Origin of the sequence: Flavobacterium sp. (assembly GCF_046296355.1) — a bacterium.
Classification (GTDB): domain Bacteria; phylum Bacteroidota; class Bacteroidia; order Flavobacteriales; family Flavobacteriaceae; genus Flavobacterium.
In genome coordinates this window covers 296,675-315,358 of the sequence record NZ_JBKBLM010000001.1, presented here as the reverse complement: position 1 = coordinate 315,358, position 18,684 = coordinate 296,675, and the positions used below count along the sequence as shown (strand labels likewise).

The following is an 18,684-nucleotide window of genomic DNA, read 5'->3' as shown; positions in this document are numbered from 1 at the left end:
TATGTCAAAAGAAATAAAATCCGTAGAATACGGACTCGAAAAAATATTTGAAGGCGCACAGGATTTTCTGCCGCTTTTAGGAACAGACTATGTAGAGTTTTACGTGGGTAATGCTAAACAAGCAGCGCATTTTTACAAAACTGCCTTTGGTTTTCAATCTCATGCCTACGCAGGTTTAGAAACCGGAATGAGAGACCGAGCGTCTTATGTTTTGAAACAAGACAAAATTCGTTTGGTATTAACTACAGCCTTAAACAGCGATTCGCCTATAGGTGAACACGTAAAAAAACATGGCGATGGTGTGAAAATAATAGCATTATGGGTAGAAGATGCTCGTTCGGCTTTTGAAGAAACTACCAAACGCGGAGCAAAAGTTTATATGGAACCTACAGTAGAAAAAGATGAACACGGAGAAGTAGTTCGTGCCGGAATTTATACTTACGGAGAAACCGTTCACATGTTTGTAGAACGCAAAAATTACAAAGGTGCATTTTTACCTGGCTACAAAGAATGGAAATCCGATTACAATCCGAAACCGGTTGGTTTGAAATATGTTGACCATATGGTTGGTAATGTAGGTTGGAACGAAATGAATACTTGGGTAAAATGGTACGAAGATGTAATGGGATTTGTAAACTTCCTTTCCTTTGACGACAAACAAATTACCACCGAATATTCTGCCTTGATGTCAAAAGTAATGAGTAACGGTAACGGAAGAATTAAATTCCCAATCAATGAACCGGCTGAAGGAAAAAAACGCTCGCAAATTGAAGAATATCTAGATTTCTATGAAGGTTCAGGTGTGCAACACATTGCTGTAGCGACAGACGACATCATCACTACGGTGGCCGATATGCGCGCCAGAGGAATTGAATTTTTAACAACGCCACCTCAAGCCTATTACGATGCTATTCCGGAAAGGTTGAAAGACCACATGAATAAATTCAAAGAAGACATTAATGAACTTCAAAAACTGGGGATTATGATTGATGCTGATGAGGAAGGCTATTTGCTGCAAATTTTTACTCGACCGGTTGAAGACCGACCAACTTTATTTTTTGAAATTATTCAAAGAATGGGCGCAAGAGGATTTGGTGCCGGAAATTTCAAAGCTTTGTTTGAGTCTATCGAAAGAGAACAAATGTTACGAGGAACACTGTAAAAACTAAAATTTGTTAAACATAATTTAAAAAATGACCTTAAAAAAGCCTATGTTTTATTAAATTATTGTTAAAGTTGATTTTATTCTTGCAATAACGCAACAGGTTGAATTATCTTTGCAGCATCAAAAAAGAGGGGTGGTTCCCTCAACTTTTGGATAAATTTTCATAATTTATAGTTTTTTGGTTGGTTAATAGCATAAAAACTCAGTCATTAATTTGATTGGGTTTTTTTGTTTTGGTACTTTTGGAACGGATATTGCACTTACAGTAGAAAATTCATAAAAAATGAAAAAATACCTATTTTTATTATTGCTCTTTGCCACTGTAAGTTTTGAAACTCAAAAACCTGAAGCCTATGATACCGGTGAATGGTTCAAGTTCAGAATTCACTACGGCTTCATCAATGCAGGATTTGCAACCCTGGAAGTCAAAGAAGCGGTAAAGGAACACAAAAAAGTCTATCACGTTATTGGTAAAGGATATACTGTCGGAATGTCACGCTTCTTCTTTAAAGTAGATGACACCTACGAAAGTTATTTTGATAAAGTTACTAACAAGCCCTATCAATTCGTTAGAAAGATTGATGAAGGCGGTTATACTAAAAATCAAGAGGGCTTTTTCAACCAAGCCAACAACAAGGTTTTGGTGAAAAATTATAAAAACAACACCGAAAAAACATTTTCCGTAACCGAAAACGTTCAAGACATCTTATCTACTTTTTATTACTTGAGAAATCATCCTAATATTGATAAACTAAAAGTAGGTGAATCTATCGTTGTTGATATGTTTTTTGATGACGAAGTTTTTAAATTCAAATTAAAATTCACCGGTAGAGAACAATTAAAAACTAAATTCGGAACAGCATCAACTATGGTTTTTAGACCATTGGTACAATCGGGAAGAGTTTTCAAAGAAGAAGAAAGTCTGACGGTTTGGATATCAGATGACGAAAATAAAATACCTTTGCGAATTAAGGCCAGTTTAGCCGTTGGTTCCATCAAGGCAGATTTAGACGGCTTTAAAGGATTGAAAAGTCCTTTTATGGTTAAATTAAAAAAATAATGAACAACAAAACAACTAACTACAACCCAATCTTAGACGCATTAGAACAAAAGTTTGAAGCTATAAATCAAAAAACCGAAACCCATCTTGAAGGATTGCTTTGGGCCAAACCAATTACTTATTGGGATTATATTCAAACCGATGCCTTATTGAACCTTCAAACCCAAAGAACCGTTTTGCCTGACGAAATGGTTTTTATCATGTACCATCAAGTCAACGAATTGTTGTTTAAGATGATCCTATGGGAAATCGACCAACTATGTCATACCGAAAATCCGAAAACCGCTTTTTTCACTGAAAAACTTCGAAGAATCAGTCGCTATTTCGACATGCTGACCACTTCTTTCGACATTATGGGCGACGGAATGGAAGTGGAACAATACATGAAATTCAGAAACACTTTGACGCCGGCAAGTGGATTTCAAAGTGCACAATATAGAATGATTGAATTCTCCTCAACCGATTTAATCAACTTAATTGATTATCGTTTCAGAGCCAATATTGACCGAAATACACCTTACTCTCATGCTTTTGAACATTTATATTGGCAAGCTGCCGGAAAAGATTATCACACAGGAGAAAAAAGTGCACTGTTGATCAATTTTGAAAAAAAGTATCGTGAAGAATTTCTACGATACATGGAAGAATACAACACTATTAATATTTGGCAAAAATTTAAGCAACTCCCATTAGAAGACCAAAAAGATGCAGCTTTAATAAATGCCATGCGCCACTACGATTACACCGTAAACATCACTTGGGTAATGGGCCATTTAAATGCCGCCAAAAAATACATTGAAAGTGGACAAGGTTCAGGCGAAGCCACCGGCGGAAGCGATTGGAAAAAATACATGCATCCCAAATACCAACGCCGTATATTTTTCCCGGAATTGTGGAGCGAAGACGAATTAAAAAATTGGGGCGAAGGATTATAAGCTAGCATGATGTCAAAACTGTTTCGAATAATTTTCTTGGCTTTGGTAGTCACTTCTTTTGTAATCTCTTGTGATAAAACAAAAGAAGAAGAATTTGTTGTAGAAAAACCCAAACCTAAATTAGTTGATTTTGGATTCAATCTGCACGATTTTAATGTGGTTAATGACACCGTGAAATCAGGAGATACTTTCGGAAGTATTATTGACAAACAAAATTTAGGCGACAAAGGTGTTTTTGATATCGCAGCCAAAGTGAAAGACAGTTTTGATGTTAGAAACATTAGAAAAGGCAAACCTTACACCATTCTTCGCAGCAAAGGAAAAACGAATAAAATCCAGTATTTTATCTACCAACCGGATAAAATCAATTATTATGTAATCGATTTCAGAGATTCGGTAACGGCTCGAAAAAAAACCAGACCGTTAACTTTCAAAACCCGAACAATTGCCGGTGCTTTGAATGGTTCTTTATCAGAAACTTTAGCCCAAGAGAATGTTGATCCGGCATTGGCTTCCAAAATTGCCAAAATATACGCTTGGTCTATTGACTTCTTTAAACTGCAAAAAGGAGACAAATTTGGGTTAACCTTCACCGAACGATACATAAACGATACTGTTTACGACGGCGTTGACAGTTTGAAAGCTTCTTTTTTTGAATACAAAGGCAAAAACATCTACGCTTTCCCATTCTCGCCAAATGAAAATTCAAAAAGACAAGAATACTACGATGAAGAAGGAAAAACATTGAAAAATTTCTTCCTGAAAGCACCACTGAAATTTGTGAACATTACTTCCAAATACACCAAAAACCGATTTCATCCCGTACAAAAAAGATGGAAAGCACATAATGGAACTGATTATGCAGCACCAACCGGAACGCCAATCATGTCAACTGCTGCAGGAGTTGTTGAACAATCAGGATATACCGCAGGAAACGGAAATTTCGTCAAAGTAAAACACGACCGAACTTATTCAACCCAATACTTACACATGTCCAAAATCTTGGTCCGTCGCGGCCAAAGAGTAACCCAAGGACAAGTCATTGGTAAAGTCGGAAGCACCGGTTTAGCAACAGGACCACACGTATGCTATCGTTTCTGGAAAAATGGGGTTCAAGTGGATGCTTTGCGCTTAAAACTGCCTACTTCAACGCCTATGGATTCTAAATACAAACAGAAATTCCTGGAAGTCATTACACCGCTAAAAAAAGTATTGGACAGCACAGCTGAAGCCAAATTCAGAAAGTAATTTCAACTTTTTTTGTTACTACAACGTTCGCGTAAAATATTCTCCCTTTTTTTACCAATCAATATTTGTAAATTTGTCGCTCAAATGTAAAAGAATGGCCTTAACACAAATAAACCCGACAAGCACAAACGCTTGGGAGAAATTAAACCAACATTACGCTCAAATGAAAAACGTTTCCATGAAGGAAATGTTTGCCAATGATACTGCAAGAGCATCAAAATTTCATATCCAATGGAATGATTTTTTAGTCGATTATTCTAAAAACATCATCAACCAAGATACTTTAAATTTACTACAGGAGTTGGCCCAAGAAGCCAATCTGAAAGAAGCTATTGCTCAATATTTTAATGGTGATGTCATCAACCAAACCGAAAACAGAGCCGTTTTACACACCGCTTTGCGTTCACCGAAAACTGCTAACGTTTTAGTAGATGGAGAAAATGTGATGCCTGAAATTTATGCCGTAAAGAACAAAATCAAAGCCTTCTCCAACGAAGTCATTTCGGGACAAAGAAAAGGTTTCACCGGCAAAGCTTTTACCGATGTAGTGAATATCGGAATCGGTGGTTCTGACCTTGGTCCGGCCATGGTAGTTGAGGCTTTACAGTTTTATAAAAACCATTTGACGGTTCATTTTGTATCCAATGTGGATGGCGATCACGTGAACGAAGTCATAAAAAAATTAAATCCGGAAACGACCCTTTTTGTAATCGCTTCAAAAACTTTTACTACGCAAGAAACACTTTCGAACGCCGAAACCATTCGCGCTTGGTTTTTGAAATCAGCAAAGCAAGAAGATGTAGCTAAACATTTCGTTGCCGTTTCTACCAACATTCAAAAAGTAACCGAATTCGGTATTAATCCTGACAATATTTTCCCAATGTGGGATTGGGTTGGCGGCCGTTTTTCGCTTTGGAGTGCGGTTGGTTTGTCCATCAGTTTAGCGGTTGGTTTCGACAATTTTGATGATTTACTAAAAGGGGCAAACGAAATGGACGACCATTTCAAAACTGAATCTTTCGATAAAAATATTCCGGTAGTTTTAGCCTTATTAAGCATTTGGTACAACAATTTTTTTGGAGCTGAAAGTGAAGCTTTGATTCCTTACACGCAGTATTTACAGAAGTTAGCTCCATACTTGCAACAAGGCATTATGGAAAGCAACGGAAAAAGTGTTGGTCGCGATGGAAAACAGGTTAATTATCAAACCGGAACTATTATTTGGGGCGAACCGGGAACCAATTCCCAACATGCTTTTTTCCAGTTAATACACCAAGGAACTAAAATGATTCCGACTGATTTTATTGGTTACGTTCAACCTTTATATGGCAATCAAGACCATCATGACAAATTAATGTCGAACTTTTTTGCCCAAACTGAAGCTTTGTTAAATGGTAAAACCGAAGCACAAGTCAAAGCTGAGTTTGAAAAACAAAACGTAACCGGAGCAAAAGCCGATTATCTTTTACCGTTTAAAGTTTTCACGGGAAACAAGCCTACAAATACACTTTTAATTGAAAAATTAACCCCAAAATCATTGGGTTCGTTAGTGGCTTTATATGAACACAAGATCTTTGTGCAAGGGATTATTTGGAATATTTTCAGTTATGACCAATGGGGTGTTGAATTGGGAAAACAGTTGGCCAATTCTATTTTAGAAGAGATTTATTCTGGTGACGTAAAACAGCATGACAGTTCAACAACATTTTTATTAAAACATTTTTTAGACCACAAATAGTTTAAACATAACTTAAAACCTCGCTAATCTGTGTCGTTTTTTTATCCCTTTTCTCTATATTTGTTATTCTAAAAACAAAACTATGTACCACTTCATTCAAAAATTCCATTCGGGTTGGGCTTATTTAGCGTTATTATTATTGGTTGTCGCCGTTGTTAATTCGTTTATTGGAATGTCTTCCAAAAAAGAATTTACTGCTAAAGACCGAAAAATTGCCTTGTTTGGTTTGATTGCAACACACATACAGTTATTAGTCGGGTTGATTCTTTATTTTGTTTCTCCTCTTGGCTCTGCTGTTTTTGGCCAAATGAAAGATGCCGCACTAAGACTTACTTCTTTGGAGCATCCATTAACAAATATTATTGCAATTGTTTTGATTACCGTTGGTTGGTCTAAACACAAAAAAGCATCAACAAGTACAGGAAAATTTAGATCAATCGCTGTTTTTTACGGTTTAGGTTTACTTCTTATCTTGAGTCGAATTCCTTGGAAACTTTGGTTCTAACCCATAAAATTTAAGTCCTGAAAAGGACTTTTTTTATCAAGGTACGGTTTTTGCAAAACCCTTTTATTAATTAAAAAGCTCCTTATGAATACCAAAATAGTCGTCCTTTTTATTTCTATATTAAGCGCCATTTTTACTCTTAGTTCTTTTGTTAAAAATCCGCAACAGAAAGAAAAACCCCAACAAGAAAAGGGTAAAGAGAAACCTGCTACAGTTAAAGAGAGCAAAGACAAAACTAAAGTGGTTGCCGATACGCTAAAAAGTAGAGTTGCTGTTGATTTTCAAGAAACTGACACCCTACAAATTGATCCCAATTCAAAACTAAAAGTTTACAAAAAAAACGCTCACGCTTCTTATTACCACAATAAATTCAATGGGAGAAGAACCGCTAGCGGGAGAAGATTTGACAACAATAAATACACCGCCGCACACAAAAAACTGCCTTTTGGCACCATAGTAAAAGTAACCAACGAAGCCAACGGAAAATCGGTTGTGGTAGAAATTACCGATCGCGGACCATTTTCTAAAGTACGTGAAATTGATTTAAGCCGTCGCGCTTTCATGGATATTACTTCCAATAAAAATTCGGGGGTTGTGATTGTAAAAATTGAAGTCGTAGAAGAGAAAAAATAATTACCAAGCGGCAAACGGCTTTTTACTCAAATAAGCATTATAATAACGTTCATCATTGGTGACTTCTTCGCCAAGCCAAATTGGTTTTTCAAAAGATTCTTCTTCTGATTCCAATTCGATTTCAGCCATAATTAAGCCTTCATTTTCCCCGGAAAAGATATCCACTTCATAAACATGATTCCCTACTTTGATTTCGTAGCGAATCTTGTCAATGGTTCCGCTTTCACAAATAGACAAAAGTGTTTCTGCATCCATTAAACTGATTTCTCTTTCCCATTCCAAGCGAGTCGTACCGTTGGCATTGCTTTTGCCTTTTATCGTAATAAACCCTTTGTCCCCTTTAATTCTGACACGAACCGTTCTGTCGGGATTCGAACTTAAATAAGCTTGCACAATTCTTTTTTTCGAGAAAGCTTCGTTTATAAAATCATTCGAAAGCACTAAAAACTTTCGTTCTATTTCTACCATTTTTCTTTTGATATTTACCGGCAAGTTAAGAAATATATAACTTTGAAATTGTATTTTTACCATAATCTTAATTGTTATACTATTGTATAGATGAAATTCTACCGTCACAAAAAAAACATCAATTCTATTGAAAGTCTGTTCGATTTATACTTCGACAACGACGGTTATTTGTCAAATGATATATTGCTTTTTCTTGTCGATTTGACTAACTTTTTTCGGCCAAACAATCCAAAAGCGGAAAGCATTGTCTCTATAGAATCCCTTTTACAATTCTTGCAGAACAATCCTCAGAAGAATAAATTATTAAAAGACCATTTAGCCGATTTACTCCAGCAAAGAAAGTTCAGCCGAATGTTATCAGATGCCGGAATTTTAAGAGATTCAGATTTTATTTATGAAGTAAGACAGCGATTATTTGCCAAGATTTTGCCTTTTCAACCCGAAAAAGACACTTTAGAATTTGTTTTGAATCAGGTGTTTTTCAAAAGCTCTGACCCCATTTGGATTTCCCGAATTCCATTTGAAGAATTGCAAAAACTCTATGAAATTATTGGCTTTGAAGACATCTACAATAGCATTCAAGAGAAAACTATTCTTTCCGAAGTGATGAATGCCATGGGTTTGATTTCGCAGCGAATGAGCGGTCGTGCCATGGAAAACGATGTAATCAAAATGGTTCCTGAATATGATGATTTGGTGAGTCCGTTTGTGGCTTTTGAAAACGAGCTCAACTTCATTCAAAACAGAATCAGACAAGGAGAATTGCATTTTATCTCCTCTGAAGACATCAATTATAAGCAACTGATGATTCTTCATAAACAATGTGAAGAGTATGTTGACAAAGCCTTTGCTAACAGCTCCAAATTTGGTATTTCACTAAAAGTAAACCAGAGTTTGCTTCGCATCAGGCAACAGTTACACCGGATCAAAGTTTTAATTTCGAACTTAGTGGTCAATAAGAATATCGATAAGAAAAACAATTCCATTCATTTGGCCTTGAGATTGATTAAATACAATTGTCATAAAAACAATGTTCGCCAACTGATTAATGAAAGCACCCAATTGATTTCTTACGAAATTACCCAACACACCGCCAGAACCGGCGAACACTATATCACAGAAAGCAAATCGGAATATTTTTCAATGCTTAAAGCGGCCATTGGTGGCGGATTTATTGTTGGGCTTCTTTGTATTTTTAAGTTATTGTTGTCTAAAATGGAATCGAGTGGCTTTGGCCATGCTTTTTATTATAGTCTGAATTATTCTTTAGGTTTTATTGCCATTTATTTGATGGGTTATACTTTGGCTACCAAACAGCCGGCAATGACTGCGGCTACTTTGATTAAAGCTTTGGAAAGTGGGATGAAAAAAAATGCCAAAAACGAAAACAAACACAGTTCATTTGCCCAACTCTTTGCGCGTTTATTCCGATCGCAGTTTATTGCTTTTGTGGGTAATATTTTCATGGCATTCCCGGTGGCTTTGCTTGGCATTTGGTTGATTGACTATTGCTTTGACTACAATATTGCCTTTGAAAAATCGGCGAAACTGTTGAATGACTTGTCTCCAATAACTTCTGCAGCTCTATTTCATGCGGCGATTGCCGGTGTGTTTTTATTTCTATCGGGTATTATTTCGGGGAATATTTCCAACCGGAATAAACACAATCAATTTTATTTCCGCATTAAAGAACATCCGGTTTTAAAACAAAATTTAGGAATTGTGAGAACAAACGCAATAGCCAAATGGTTTGAGAACAATTGGCCCGGTGTCGTTTCTAATGGTTGGTTTGGTGTCTTTTTAGGCAGCACGGCTTCTATCGGAGTTTTTCTTGGGTTAAATCTAGATATTCGCCACATTACTTTTGCCAGTGGTAATTTTGCCTTAGGCTTGTATGGTGCCAATTTCTTTGTGGATTTACCAACCATCATTTGGGGAATCATTGGTATTGGTCTCATCGGATTTGTCAATTTTATCGTGAGTTTCTCCCTTTCTCTTGGCTTGGCTTTTCGCTCTCGAAATATTCCTTTGTTGGAATTGCGTTTCTTGTTTAGCGCTACTTGGGCTTATTTTAAAAAACGTCCGGTTGCTTTTTTCTTTCCGGTAAAAGACAAATAAAGTGGAACCCGAGGTAACTTACCGAAAAATTATCCACATCGATATGGATGCTTTTTATGCTTCTGTAGAGCAAATGGACAATCCTGAACTCAAAGGAAAACCATTAGCTGTTGGAGGAAGCGAAGTGCGTGGTGTGGTTTCGGCAGCGAGTTATGAAGCTCGGAAATTTGGTGTTCGTTCCGCCATGAGTGGGATTCAAGCCAAACGAAATTGTCCCGATTTGATTTTTGTCCGTCCCAGATTTGACCGCTACAAAGAAATCTCCAAACAAATCCGAAAAATATTTCACGAGTACACCGATTTGGTAGAACCGTTGTCATTAGACGAAGCTTATTTGGATGTTACCCAAAACAAAAAAGGCAATCCAAGCGCATCATTAATCGCACAGGAAATCAGAAAACGCATATTTGAAGAAGTTGGTTTAACCGCTTCTGCGGGAATTTCGGTGAATAAATTTGTGGCCAAAATTGCTAGCGATTACAATAAACCTAACGGTCAAAAAACGGTCAATCCTGAAGAAGTAGAATCCTTTTTGGAAAACTTAGACATCAAAAAGTTCTATGGCATTGGCAAAGTGACGACTGACAGAATGTATCATTTAGGCATTTTTACAGGAAAGGATTTAAAATCAAAATCAGCCGAATTTCTGGAAGAACATTTCAGCAAAAGTGGTTTGCATTTTTACAATATTGTTCGCGGCATTCACAACAGCGCGGTAAAACCCAATCGGATTGCGAAATCGGTCGCGGCCGAACATACTTTTAACGAAAACCTGACTTCGGAAATCTTTATGGTGGAAAAGTTGGAACGCATCGCCGGTGAACTCGAAAACCGATTAAAAAAATACAACATCTCAGGCAAAACCGTGACCCTCAAAATCAAATACAGCGATTTTACGACCCAAACTCGGAGCAAGACTTTGCCTTACTTTATTTCTGATAAAGGATTGCTCTTAGAGACGGCAAAAGAGCTTTTGTTTCAGGAACGAATGAAAGAATCCGTACGACTGCTTGGCATTTCTTTGAATAATTTAAATACCGAAATTAAAAAGACGGTTGTGGTACAATTGAAGTTTGAGTTTTAGCCATAAAAAAACCAGCCCGAAAGCTGGTTTGTTTTTTATATCAACGGAGCATTAATCTCTACTCGACAATTTAGATAACAATCTCAAGAATTCAATGTACAACCAAACTAAGGTAATCATCAATCCCATGGCGCCGTACCATTCCATGTATTTCGGCATTTTTTGTTCAACACCTTTTTCTATTTGGTCAAAGTCTAAGAACAAATTCAACGCGGCAATTACAATTACAAATACACTAATTCCGATGCTGATCATAGAATTGCCGTGGTGAACCGGTGTAAAACTGGTAAACATCGACAACAACCACGAAATTAAATAATAAGTCGCAATGGCTAAAGTCGCTGCCAAAACAACCGATCTGAATTTGTCATTCACTTTTACGATTCCGTATTTGTATAATCCGAAACAAACCATAAACGTAACAAACGTACAACTCACGGCTTGAATCACAATTCCGGGATACATCACCTCAAAAATAGCGGAAATACCACCAATGAAAAGACCTTCAAATATTGCATAACCCGGCGCTAAATAAGTTGAATATTGCGGCTTAAATGTAGCAATCAAGACTAAAACTAATCCAACGATAGCACCGCCAATGGTTAAGACAATAGGATTTTGACCATCAAAAGTCATCATCCAAGTAACCGCAGCACTGGCAATTAATAAAATCAGCATCAGGAAACTTTTGTTAATGGTTCCCGAAACCGTCATCGTTTGGCTGTAATCAATAACCGTTGCTTCATGCACTACTTCATTGGCACGAGAAGTATTTGAAAAAGTTTTGTTTTTAAAAAACGGATTGTTTGAATTCATTTTGTTTGTATTTAAAGAGAAATAATGTCTAAAAATAATAAAATTATTCTATTTCAGAAACTCTCAAAGTATTTACCATTCCTTTGTCGGCTACCGGCATGGCGGCTAAGTTGATTAGCATATCGCCTTTTTTCACGTAACCATTAGCTTTGGCAATGTCATTCACATCGCCAACAGTATCATCGGTGCTTACAAATTTGTCATAGTAAAAAGCATTTACACCCCAAAGTAAGTTCAATTGGGTCAAAATTCTTTTATTCGAAGTATACACCAAAATGTGTGCTTTGGGTCTCCAAGCCGAAATTTGGAAAGCCGTATAACCACTATTAGTCAAAGTTGAAATCGCTTTTGCTTTGATTTCATTCGCCATAATCGCTGCGTGATAACAAATTGATTTTGTGATAAATCTTTTAGTTCTAACGTGAGGCGGATTTTGTGGCACATTGATTAATGGTGAATCTTCTACTGCTTCAATGATTTGTGTCATTTTTTCGATAACCTCAACCGGATAATTTCCAACAGAAGTTTCTCCTGAAAGCATAACGGCATCAGCTCCATCCATAACCGAATTCGCAACGTCATTTACCTCAGCACGTGTTGGTGTTAAACTGGTAATCATCGTTTCCATCATTTGAGTAGCTACAATTACAGGAATTCTGGCTGTTTTCGCTCTGTGAATTAATTTCTTTTGAATCAATGGTACTTCATGTGCCGGAATTTCTACTCCAAGGTCACCACGAGCCACCATCAAACCATCACAAAAAGCAACGATTTTATCAATGTTCTCCACCGCTTCCGGTTTTTCAATTTTGGCAACAATAGGAATTTTATATTTGGAATGTTTCGCAATTAAGTCTTGCAATTCTTCTAAATCGGCTGGTGTTCTAACAAATGAAAGCGCAATCCAATCAACTTCTTGTTCGATAGCAAATAGCGCATCTTTAATGTCTTTTTTGGTCAATGCCGGTAAAGACACTTTGGTATTCGGAAGGTTTACCCCTTTTTTAGATTTCAATGGTCCGCCTTGAATTACTTTACAAACTACTTCGGTAGTTCCATTAGTTTCAAGTGCTTCAAACATCAATTTTCCATCATCCAAAAGAATTTTTTCTCCCGGATTTACATCTCTTGGGAATTCTTTGTAGTTCATGTAAACGCGCTCTTTCGTTCCTGGAACATCTTCGGCGGTTTGGAAAGTAATAATATCTCCCGGATTTACCACTACATCTTCTTTCATCACTCCTACGCGAAGTTTCGGTCCTTGTAAATCGGCTAAAATTGCGGTGGTATAACCAAACTCATCGTTCAACCCTCTGATAATATCGATTCTTTCTTTTACATCTTCATAATCGGCATGGGAAAAATTGATACGAAATACGTTCACTCCGGCATCAATCATTTTTTTAATCACTTCTTTCGAACTACATGCAGGTCCTAATGTGGCTACAATTTTAGTTTTTTTTCTTGTTGGCATTTTAATTAAAAAATTAAATTATTTTTTGACTTTATTTTTTCTACTTCTACAGCGTAAACCGTACTGACTCTATCTATTTTTTTGATGCTTTTGATAATTTTAGAAACATCAATAGCCACTTCATCATTTTCAATTTTTAAAAAGTAATCTACTTTTTTAAACTCAGGTATCAAATAGATTTTGGGCGAAAACGCATTATTGCTGTTAGCAAACAACCCTTGATTGTTATTTTCCGTGGTAAGAATCGCATCATTTTGATTTTGCACCAAATTCCATGCGATGTCTTTATCATCTTCAAAAATAAATCTCGTAAACTGGGTTTCGCCGTCTTTATTGCTGATTTGAATGTTGCAATTGCTTTTTTTGAGATTGACAGGTAAATTTTGATTGATATAATACGCTAATCTATAATCCTCTAAAGGCGAATGTATAGCGATTAATTGATAATCTATTTCATCAAACTCTTCAATATGCAATTTGTGAACAGCCATAATATTGCAATTTAAGTTGTAAATATAGTATATCTGACACAGATTATAACCAACTCAATATTGAGTTAACGATATTTTATGAACGAAAACGTTATAGTTTTTTGAGAATCTGTATTATTTTTTGTTAATTTTTTCTTGAAATGCAAAATAAGCTCTTTGAGACGCCTTTTCTTCTGCTTTCTTTTTCGAAGTAGCTCTGGCTTTGGCGATGACTTTGTCGTCAATACTCAACTTTACACCAAAGTATTTTTGACCATCAATACCATTGTCATCAAAGACATCATAATGAAAGGATTTCTTTTCTTTTTGGCACCATTCTATGAGCAAACTTTTGTAGCTGATGACTTTACCTTCCAGTTTGGCAATGTCAACATAAGGAATAATTACGCTTCTTTGGATAAATTTTTGACAAAATTCATAGCCTTTATCCAAAAAAATAGCGCCAACTAAAGCTTCAAAAATATTCCCGTGAATGTTTTCTCCAAAATGTTGGGTTGGCACTTTACTTTCTACAAATCGGATTAAGTTTAAGTCTCTTCCCAATTCGTTTAAATGTTCTCTACTGACAATTTTAGAACGCATTTTAGTCAAATAGCCTTCATCTCCTGCCGGTGCTTCGTTGTATAAATAAGCTGCAATTACAGCACTTAACATCGCATCGCCAAGGAATTCCAGGCGTTCATAATTCATTGGATTACCTTTCAAATCCATGCGATTTGTTGACCGATGTGTAAAAGCTTTTTCGTAATAAATGATGGATTGGGGTTTAAAACCTATTACTTTTTGAATTTCATTAAAAAAAATCCCGTCCTCTGACGAACGGGATTTTTTATTAAATATATTTTTTAGAATTTTCATCTAATATTAGTCTTCAATTTTTTTGAATAAAACGCAAGCGTTGTGTCCGCCAAAACCAAAAGTATTACTCATGGCTACCTTAACTTCTCTTTTTTGGGCTTTGTTTAAAGTCAGGTTCAAAGAAGGATCAATATTTTCATCCACAACCGTATGGTTAATCGTTGGAGGAACAATGCCGTGTTTCATAGCTAAAATCGAGGCAATTGCTTCAATCGCACCGGCAGCTCCCAATAAGTGACCCGTCATCGATTTGGTTGAATTGATGTTGATGTTTTTCGCATGAGCACCAAAAACAGCGCTGATTGCTTTTAACTCAGCTACATCACCAAGCGGTGTTGAAGTTCCGTGTGTATTGATGTGATCAACTTGATTTGGTGTCATTCCGGCATCGCGCAAGGTGTTTTCCATAACCGCTATTACGCCAATTCCTTCCGGATGTGGAGCTGTTAAGTGATACGCATCTGATGACATTCCGCCACCACCGATTTCGCAATATATTTTCGCGCCACGTGCTTTGGCGTGTTCGTATTCTTCTAAAACCAAAGCTCCGGCACCTTCACCTAAAACGAATCCGTCACGGGTAGCATCGAATGGTCTTGAAGCCGTTTCCGGACTGTCATTTCTGGTGGATAAAGCTTGCATAGAGTTAAATCCGCCCATCCCTGCAATAGTAACTGCAGCTTCTGAACCACCTGAAATGATAACATCACACATTCCTAAACGAATGTAGTTGAAAGCATCAATCAAAGCATTGGCCGAAGAAGCGCATGCAGAAACGGTAGTATAATTTGGACCCATAAAACCATTTCGCATCGAAATGTGTGCAGGGGCAATATCGGCAATCATTTTTGGAATAAAGAAAGGGTTGAACCTAGGCGTTCCGTCTCCGGCCGCATAACTCATCACTTCCTCTTGGAAAGTTTCTAATCCACCAATTCCGGCACCCCAAATTACCCCAACTCTGTGTTTGTTTACATTTTCATTGGTAATTCCGGCATCCTTAATGGCTTCTTCACTGGCAGCCACGGCGTATTGTGCAAATTTGTCCATTCTGCGAGCTTCCTTACGGTCCATAAAATCTTCGATATTGAAGTTTTTGACTTCGCAGGCAAATTTTGTTTTGTGTTTTTCAGTATCGTAATAGGTGATCGGAGCAGCGCCACTTTTACCATTAACTAGGGCATTCCAATACTCTTCAATGGAATTCCCGATTGGTGTTAATGCACCCAAACCTGTTACTACAACTCGCTTTAATGCCATAATATGTTTTTTACAATTGTATTTAAACAAATAATACCCATGTTTTCTTCAAAGTTAATCATTAAAGAGACAAGGGTATTTCAATATTTTAAGATTGAATATCAATCAAGATTTATTCTTTTGAGTAAAAATAATAAAAACCCGTGAAAAATATAGATTCTCCACGGGTGATTTATTTATTATTTTTTTGCTTCTTCGATGTAAGAAATAGCTTGACCTACAGTAGCAATGTTTTCTGCTTGGTCGTCCGGAATTTGGATATCAAATTCTTTTTCGAACTCCATAATAAGCTCAACAGTGTCTAATGAATCAGCGCCTAAATCATTTGTGAAGCTTGCTTCTGTTACAACTTCGTTTTCGTCAACGCCTAATTTGTCTACAATAATCGCTTTTACTCTTGATGCAATGTCTGACATAATTTCTAGATTTTTAATTTAAATTGTTGGCAAAAATAAAAAACTTTATTTTAAAACAACCTTTTTGTTACTAAATGTGACCACGAAAATAAAAAAATTATTTCAGAATCTTACATTATGATGGTTTTAATTCAAGTAATTATTCTTTTTTTTGTGCTACCAAATTTGATTTTCCGTGAAAAAGATTTTACTTTTTGCTTCAGGCGCTGGTTCCAATGTGGAGAATATCATACAGTATTTCAAAAACAACGATAACATAAGTGTAGTCGGCATCTTCACTAACAATCTACATGCCAAAGTTTTAGAAAAAGCAAAACACCACAATATACCTTCTTTAGTGTTTAATAAAACGGAGTTAAACGATGGCTTTGTTTTAGAAAAAATTAATGAACACCAACCCGATTTGATTGTCTTAGCAGGTTTTCTCTTAAAGTTCCCTGAGCACATCGTTGCCGCATATCCGAATAAAATAATCAATATTCATCCTGCGTTGTTACCTAAATATGGTGGAAAAGGCATGTATGGCATGAATGTACACCAAGCAATTTTAGAAAATAAAGAAAAAGAAACCGGAATCACCATCCATTATGTAAACGAACATTACGATGAAGGTGAATTCATTTTTCAACATAATATAAACATAGAAGAATGTGATTCTCCGGAAGCTATTGCGGCAAAAGTTCAATCATTGGAACATGAACATTTTCCAAAAGTAATTGCCCAACTCATAACGCCTAACTCCTAACTTTGAACTCACACCAAGTCCATATCTACACTGACGGCGCTGCCAAAGGAAATCCCGGAAACGGTGGTTATGGCGTGGTCATGGAAATGGTTGGCACACCTTACAAAAAAGAATTCTATGAAGGTTTTCGCCATACCACCAATAATAGAATGGAATTGTTAGCGGTAATCGTTGGTTTGGAAAAACTCAAAAATCCCAACATGACGGTTTTGGTCGTTTCCGATTCTAAATATGTAGTCGATGCCGTGGAGAAAAAATGGGTTTTTGGTTGGGAAAAGAAAAACTTCACCGGTAAAAAGAATCCCGATTTGTGGATGCGATTTCTCAAAATTTACCGCCAACACCAAGTCGATTTCAAATGGATTAAAGGCCACAATAACCATCCGCAAAACGAGCGCTGTGATGAATTGGCGGTTTATGCTTCGGGATTAGAAAAACTTTCGATTGATACTTTTTATGAGAGAGAAGAAGGAAAATTGCTTTAAAAGACGAAACGTTAAAGCCAGTTGCATCTCTAAAACTTATAAACTATCTTTGCGCCTTTAATTTGAAATGCAAATAATGAACAAACTTTTAATAGTAGGAACGGTTGCTTTTGACGCTATCGAAACACCTTTTGGAAAAACAGATAAAATCTTAGGTGGTGCTGGAACTTTCATCGGTTTATCGGCTTCGCATTTTAACTTACAATCGGCTATAGTTTCGGTTGTGGGTGACGATTTTCCACAAGAATATATTGATTTATTGACAGCGAGAAACATTGATGTTTCAGGTTTGGAAATTGTAAAAGGCGGAAAAACCTTCTTTTGGAGCGGTCGTTACCACAACGACATGAACTCTAGAGACACCTTGGCTACAGAGTTAAATGTATTGGCTGATTTCAACCCAATTGTTCCGGAGCATTTTAAAAATGCCGATGTAGTGATGTTAGGTAACTTACACCCTATTGTGCAAAGCGGCGTTTTAAACCAAATGTCCCAAAAACCTAAATTGGTGGTTTTAGATACTATGAACTTTTGGATGGATTGTGCCTTACCTGAATTATTAGACGTAATCAAACGTGTGGATGTGATTACTATTAATGATGAAGAAGCACGTCAATTATCGGGAGAATATTCTTTGGTAAAAGCAGCGGCTAAAATTCATACCATGGGACCAAAATATGTCGTAATTAAAAAAGGAGAACACGGTGCCTTAATTTTCCATGACGAACATATCTTCTTTGCTCCGGCATTGCCATTGGCTGATGTATTTGATCCAACCGGCGCAGGAGATACTTTTGCAGGAGGATTTGCAGGATTTATCACCCAACAAGGAGATATTTCTTTTGAAACCATGAAAACCGCTATTATTCATGGTTCTAACTTAGCCTCATTCTGCGTGGAGCAATTCGGAACCGAAAGAATGCTGTCATTGAAAAAGGAAGAAGTGAACGAGCGCTTGAAACAATTCAAAGCTTTAACACAATTTGAAATAGAATTACAATAACTTTATGCCTCGAAATTTCGGGGCATTTTTTATTCTAAAATAATGATTAAACCACATAGAAACATAGTTTATATTCTGAAAAATAAGTAAATAGAAATTATATTTTTCTCATAGCTATGATTTTTGAAATATAGCGAAGCGACTTTATTATTCATTTTTTTCTATGTTTCTATGTGGTGAAA

Annotated in this window: 19 protein-coding genes; 12 read left to right on the top strand and 7 right to left on the bottom strand. The window is 36.5% G+C overall.

From position 1 onward, the window contains the following. Nucleotide 1 precedes the first annotated feature (1 nt). The 7 genes from hppD (at nt 2) to ACK4HO_RS01475 (ending at nt 7,284) form a co-directional block, all read left to right on the top strand. Entirely contained in the window at nt 2-1,162 is a 1,161-nt protein-coding gene (gene hppD, locus ACK4HO_RS01505) for a 4-hydroxyphenylpyruvate dioxygenase (RefSeq protein ID WP_409661561.1), read from the top strand. A gap of 286 nt (nt 1,163-1,448) precedes the next feature. Beyond that, nucleotides 1,449-2,225, top strand: coding sequence for a DUF3108 domain-containing protein (locus ACK4HO_RS01500; RefSeq protein ID WP_409661558.1), 777 nt, complete (start codon nt 1,449-1,451; stop codon nt 2,223-2,225). Then, nucleotides 2,225-3,160, top strand: a complete 936-nt coding sequence (locus ACK4HO_RS01495) for a tryptophan 2,3-dioxygenase family protein (protein ID WP_409661555.1) — start codon at nt 2,225-2,227, stop codon at nt 3,158-3,160. The genes ACK4HO_RS01500 and ACK4HO_RS01495 overlap by 1 nt, the downstream gene beginning before the upstream one ends. A 9-nt stretch (nt 3,161-3,169) precedes the next feature. Further along, entirely contained in the window at nt 3,170-4,408 is a 1,239-nt protein-coding gene (locus ACK4HO_RS01490) for a peptidoglycan DD-metalloendopeptidase family protein (RefSeq protein ID WP_409661552.1), read from the top strand. Nucleotides 4,409-4,502: 94 nt separating this feature from the next. Beyond that, the gene (gene pgi, locus ACK4HO_RS01485) at nt 4,503-6,146 is read left to right on the top strand and encodes a glucose-6-phosphate isomerase (protein ID WP_409661549.1); all 1,644 of its coding nucleotides are present in this window, start codon (nt 4,503-4,505) and stop codon (nt 6,144-6,146) included. 82 nt (nt 6,147-6,228) lie between these two features. After that, on the top strand, nt 6,229-6,651 hold the full coding sequence (locus ACK4HO_RS01480) for a hypothetical protein (protein ID WP_187659011.1): 423 nt from the start codon (nt 6,229-6,231) through the stop codon (nt 6,649-6,651). An 84-nt stretch (nt 6,652-6,735) separates the two neighbouring features. Next, a complete protein-coding gene (locus tag ACK4HO_RS01475) occupies nt 6,736-7,284 on the top strand; it encodes a septal ring lytic transglycosylase RlpA family protein (RefSeq protein ID WP_409661546.1) in 549 nt (182 codons plus the stop codon). On the opposite strand, the gene ACK4HO_RS01470 is transcribed toward ACK4HO_RS01475, so the two are convergent. After that, nucleotides 7,285-7,752, bottom strand: a complete 468-nt coding sequence (locus ACK4HO_RS01470; protein WP_409661839.1) for a CYTH domain-containing protein — start codon at nt 7,750-7,752, stop codon at nt 7,285-7,287. It lies immediately after the preceding gene. A 90-nt stretch (nt 7,753-7,842) separates the two neighbouring features. On the opposite strand from ACK4HO_RS01470, the gene ACK4HO_RS01465 reads away from it, so the two are divergent. Then, on the top strand, nt 7,843-9,870 hold the full coding sequence (locus ACK4HO_RS01465; protein WP_409661543.1) for a recombinase: 2,028 nt from the start codon (nt 7,843-7,845) through the stop codon (nt 9,868-9,870). 1 nt (nt 9,871) lies between these two features. Further along, entirely contained in the window at nt 9,872-10,954 is a 1,083-nt protein-coding gene (dinB, locus tag ACK4HO_RS01460) for a DNA polymerase IV (protein ID WP_409661540.1), read from the top strand. A 51-nt stretch (nt 10,955-11,005) separates the two neighbouring features. On the opposite strand, the gene ACK4HO_RS01455 is transcribed toward dinB, so the two are convergent. From ACK4HO_RS01455 to ACK4HO_RS01430, 6 genes are all read right to left on the bottom strand, one after another. Beyond that, nucleotides 11,006-11,770 carry a Bax inhibitor-1/YccA family protein gene (locus ACK4HO_RS01455; RefSeq protein ID WP_409661537.1) on the bottom strand — a complete coding sequence of 255 codons (765 nt, stop codon included), beginning with the start codon at nt 11,768-11,770 and terminating at the stop codon, nt 11,006-11,008. A 43-nt stretch (nt 11,771-11,813) separates the two neighbouring features. Further along, nucleotides 11,814-13,244, bottom strand: coding sequence for a pyruvate kinase (gene pyk / locus ACK4HO_RS01450; protein WP_409661533.1), 1,431 nt, complete (start codon nt 13,242-13,244; stop codon nt 11,814-11,816). A 5-nt stretch (nt 13,245-13,249) separates the two neighbouring features. Next, the gene (locus tag ACK4HO_RS01445; RefSeq protein ID WP_409661530.1) at nt 13,250-13,735 is read right to left on the bottom strand and encodes an IPExxxVDY family protein; all 486 of its coding nucleotides are present in this window, start codon (nt 13,733-13,735) and stop codon (nt 13,250-13,252) included. A gap of 114 nt (nt 13,736-13,849) precedes the next feature. Then, nucleotides 13,850-14,593, bottom strand: coding sequence for a ribonuclease III (gene rnc, locus ACK4HO_RS01440; RefSeq protein WP_409661527.1), 744 nt, complete (start codon nt 14,591-14,593; stop codon nt 13,850-13,852). A gap of 6 nt (nt 14,594-14,599) precedes the next feature. After that, on the bottom strand, nt 14,600-15,853 hold the full coding sequence (gene fabF / locus ACK4HO_RS01435; RefSeq protein ID WP_409661524.1) for a beta-ketoacyl-ACP synthase II: 1,254 nt from the start codon (nt 15,851-15,853) through the stop codon (nt 14,600-14,602). Nucleotides 15,854-16,032: 179 nt separating this feature from the next. After that, on the bottom strand, nt 16,033-16,269 hold the full coding sequence (locus ACK4HO_RS01430) for an acyl carrier protein (protein ID WP_007137004.1): 237 nt from the start codon (nt 16,267-16,269) through the stop codon (nt 16,033-16,035). 175 nt (nt 16,270-16,444) lie between these two features. Here ACK4HO_RS01430 and ACK4HO_RS01425 point away from each other — a divergent pair, with 175 nt between their 5' ends. The 3 genes from ACK4HO_RS01425 to ACK4HO_RS01415 all read left to right on the top strand — a co-directional run bounded on the left by ACK4HO_RS01425 (nt 16,445) and on the right by ACK4HO_RS01415 (nt 18,502). After that, nucleotides 16,445-17,014, top strand: coding sequence for a phosphoribosylglycinamide formyltransferase (locus ACK4HO_RS01425; RefSeq protein ID WP_409661520.1), 570 nt, complete (start codon nt 16,445-16,447; stop codon nt 17,012-17,014). 2 nt (nt 17,015-17,016) lie between these two features. After that, nucleotides 17,017-17,499, top strand: coding sequence for a ribonuclease HI (gene rnhA / locus ACK4HO_RS01420; RefSeq protein WP_409661517.1), 483 nt, complete (start codon nt 17,017-17,019; stop codon nt 17,497-17,499). A gap of 76 nt (nt 17,500-17,575) precedes the next feature. Next, entirely contained in the window at nt 17,576-18,502 is a 927-nt protein-coding gene (locus tag ACK4HO_RS01415; protein ID WP_409661514.1) for a PfkB family carbohydrate kinase, read from the top strand. Nucleotides 18,503-18,684 lie beyond the last annotated feature (182 nt).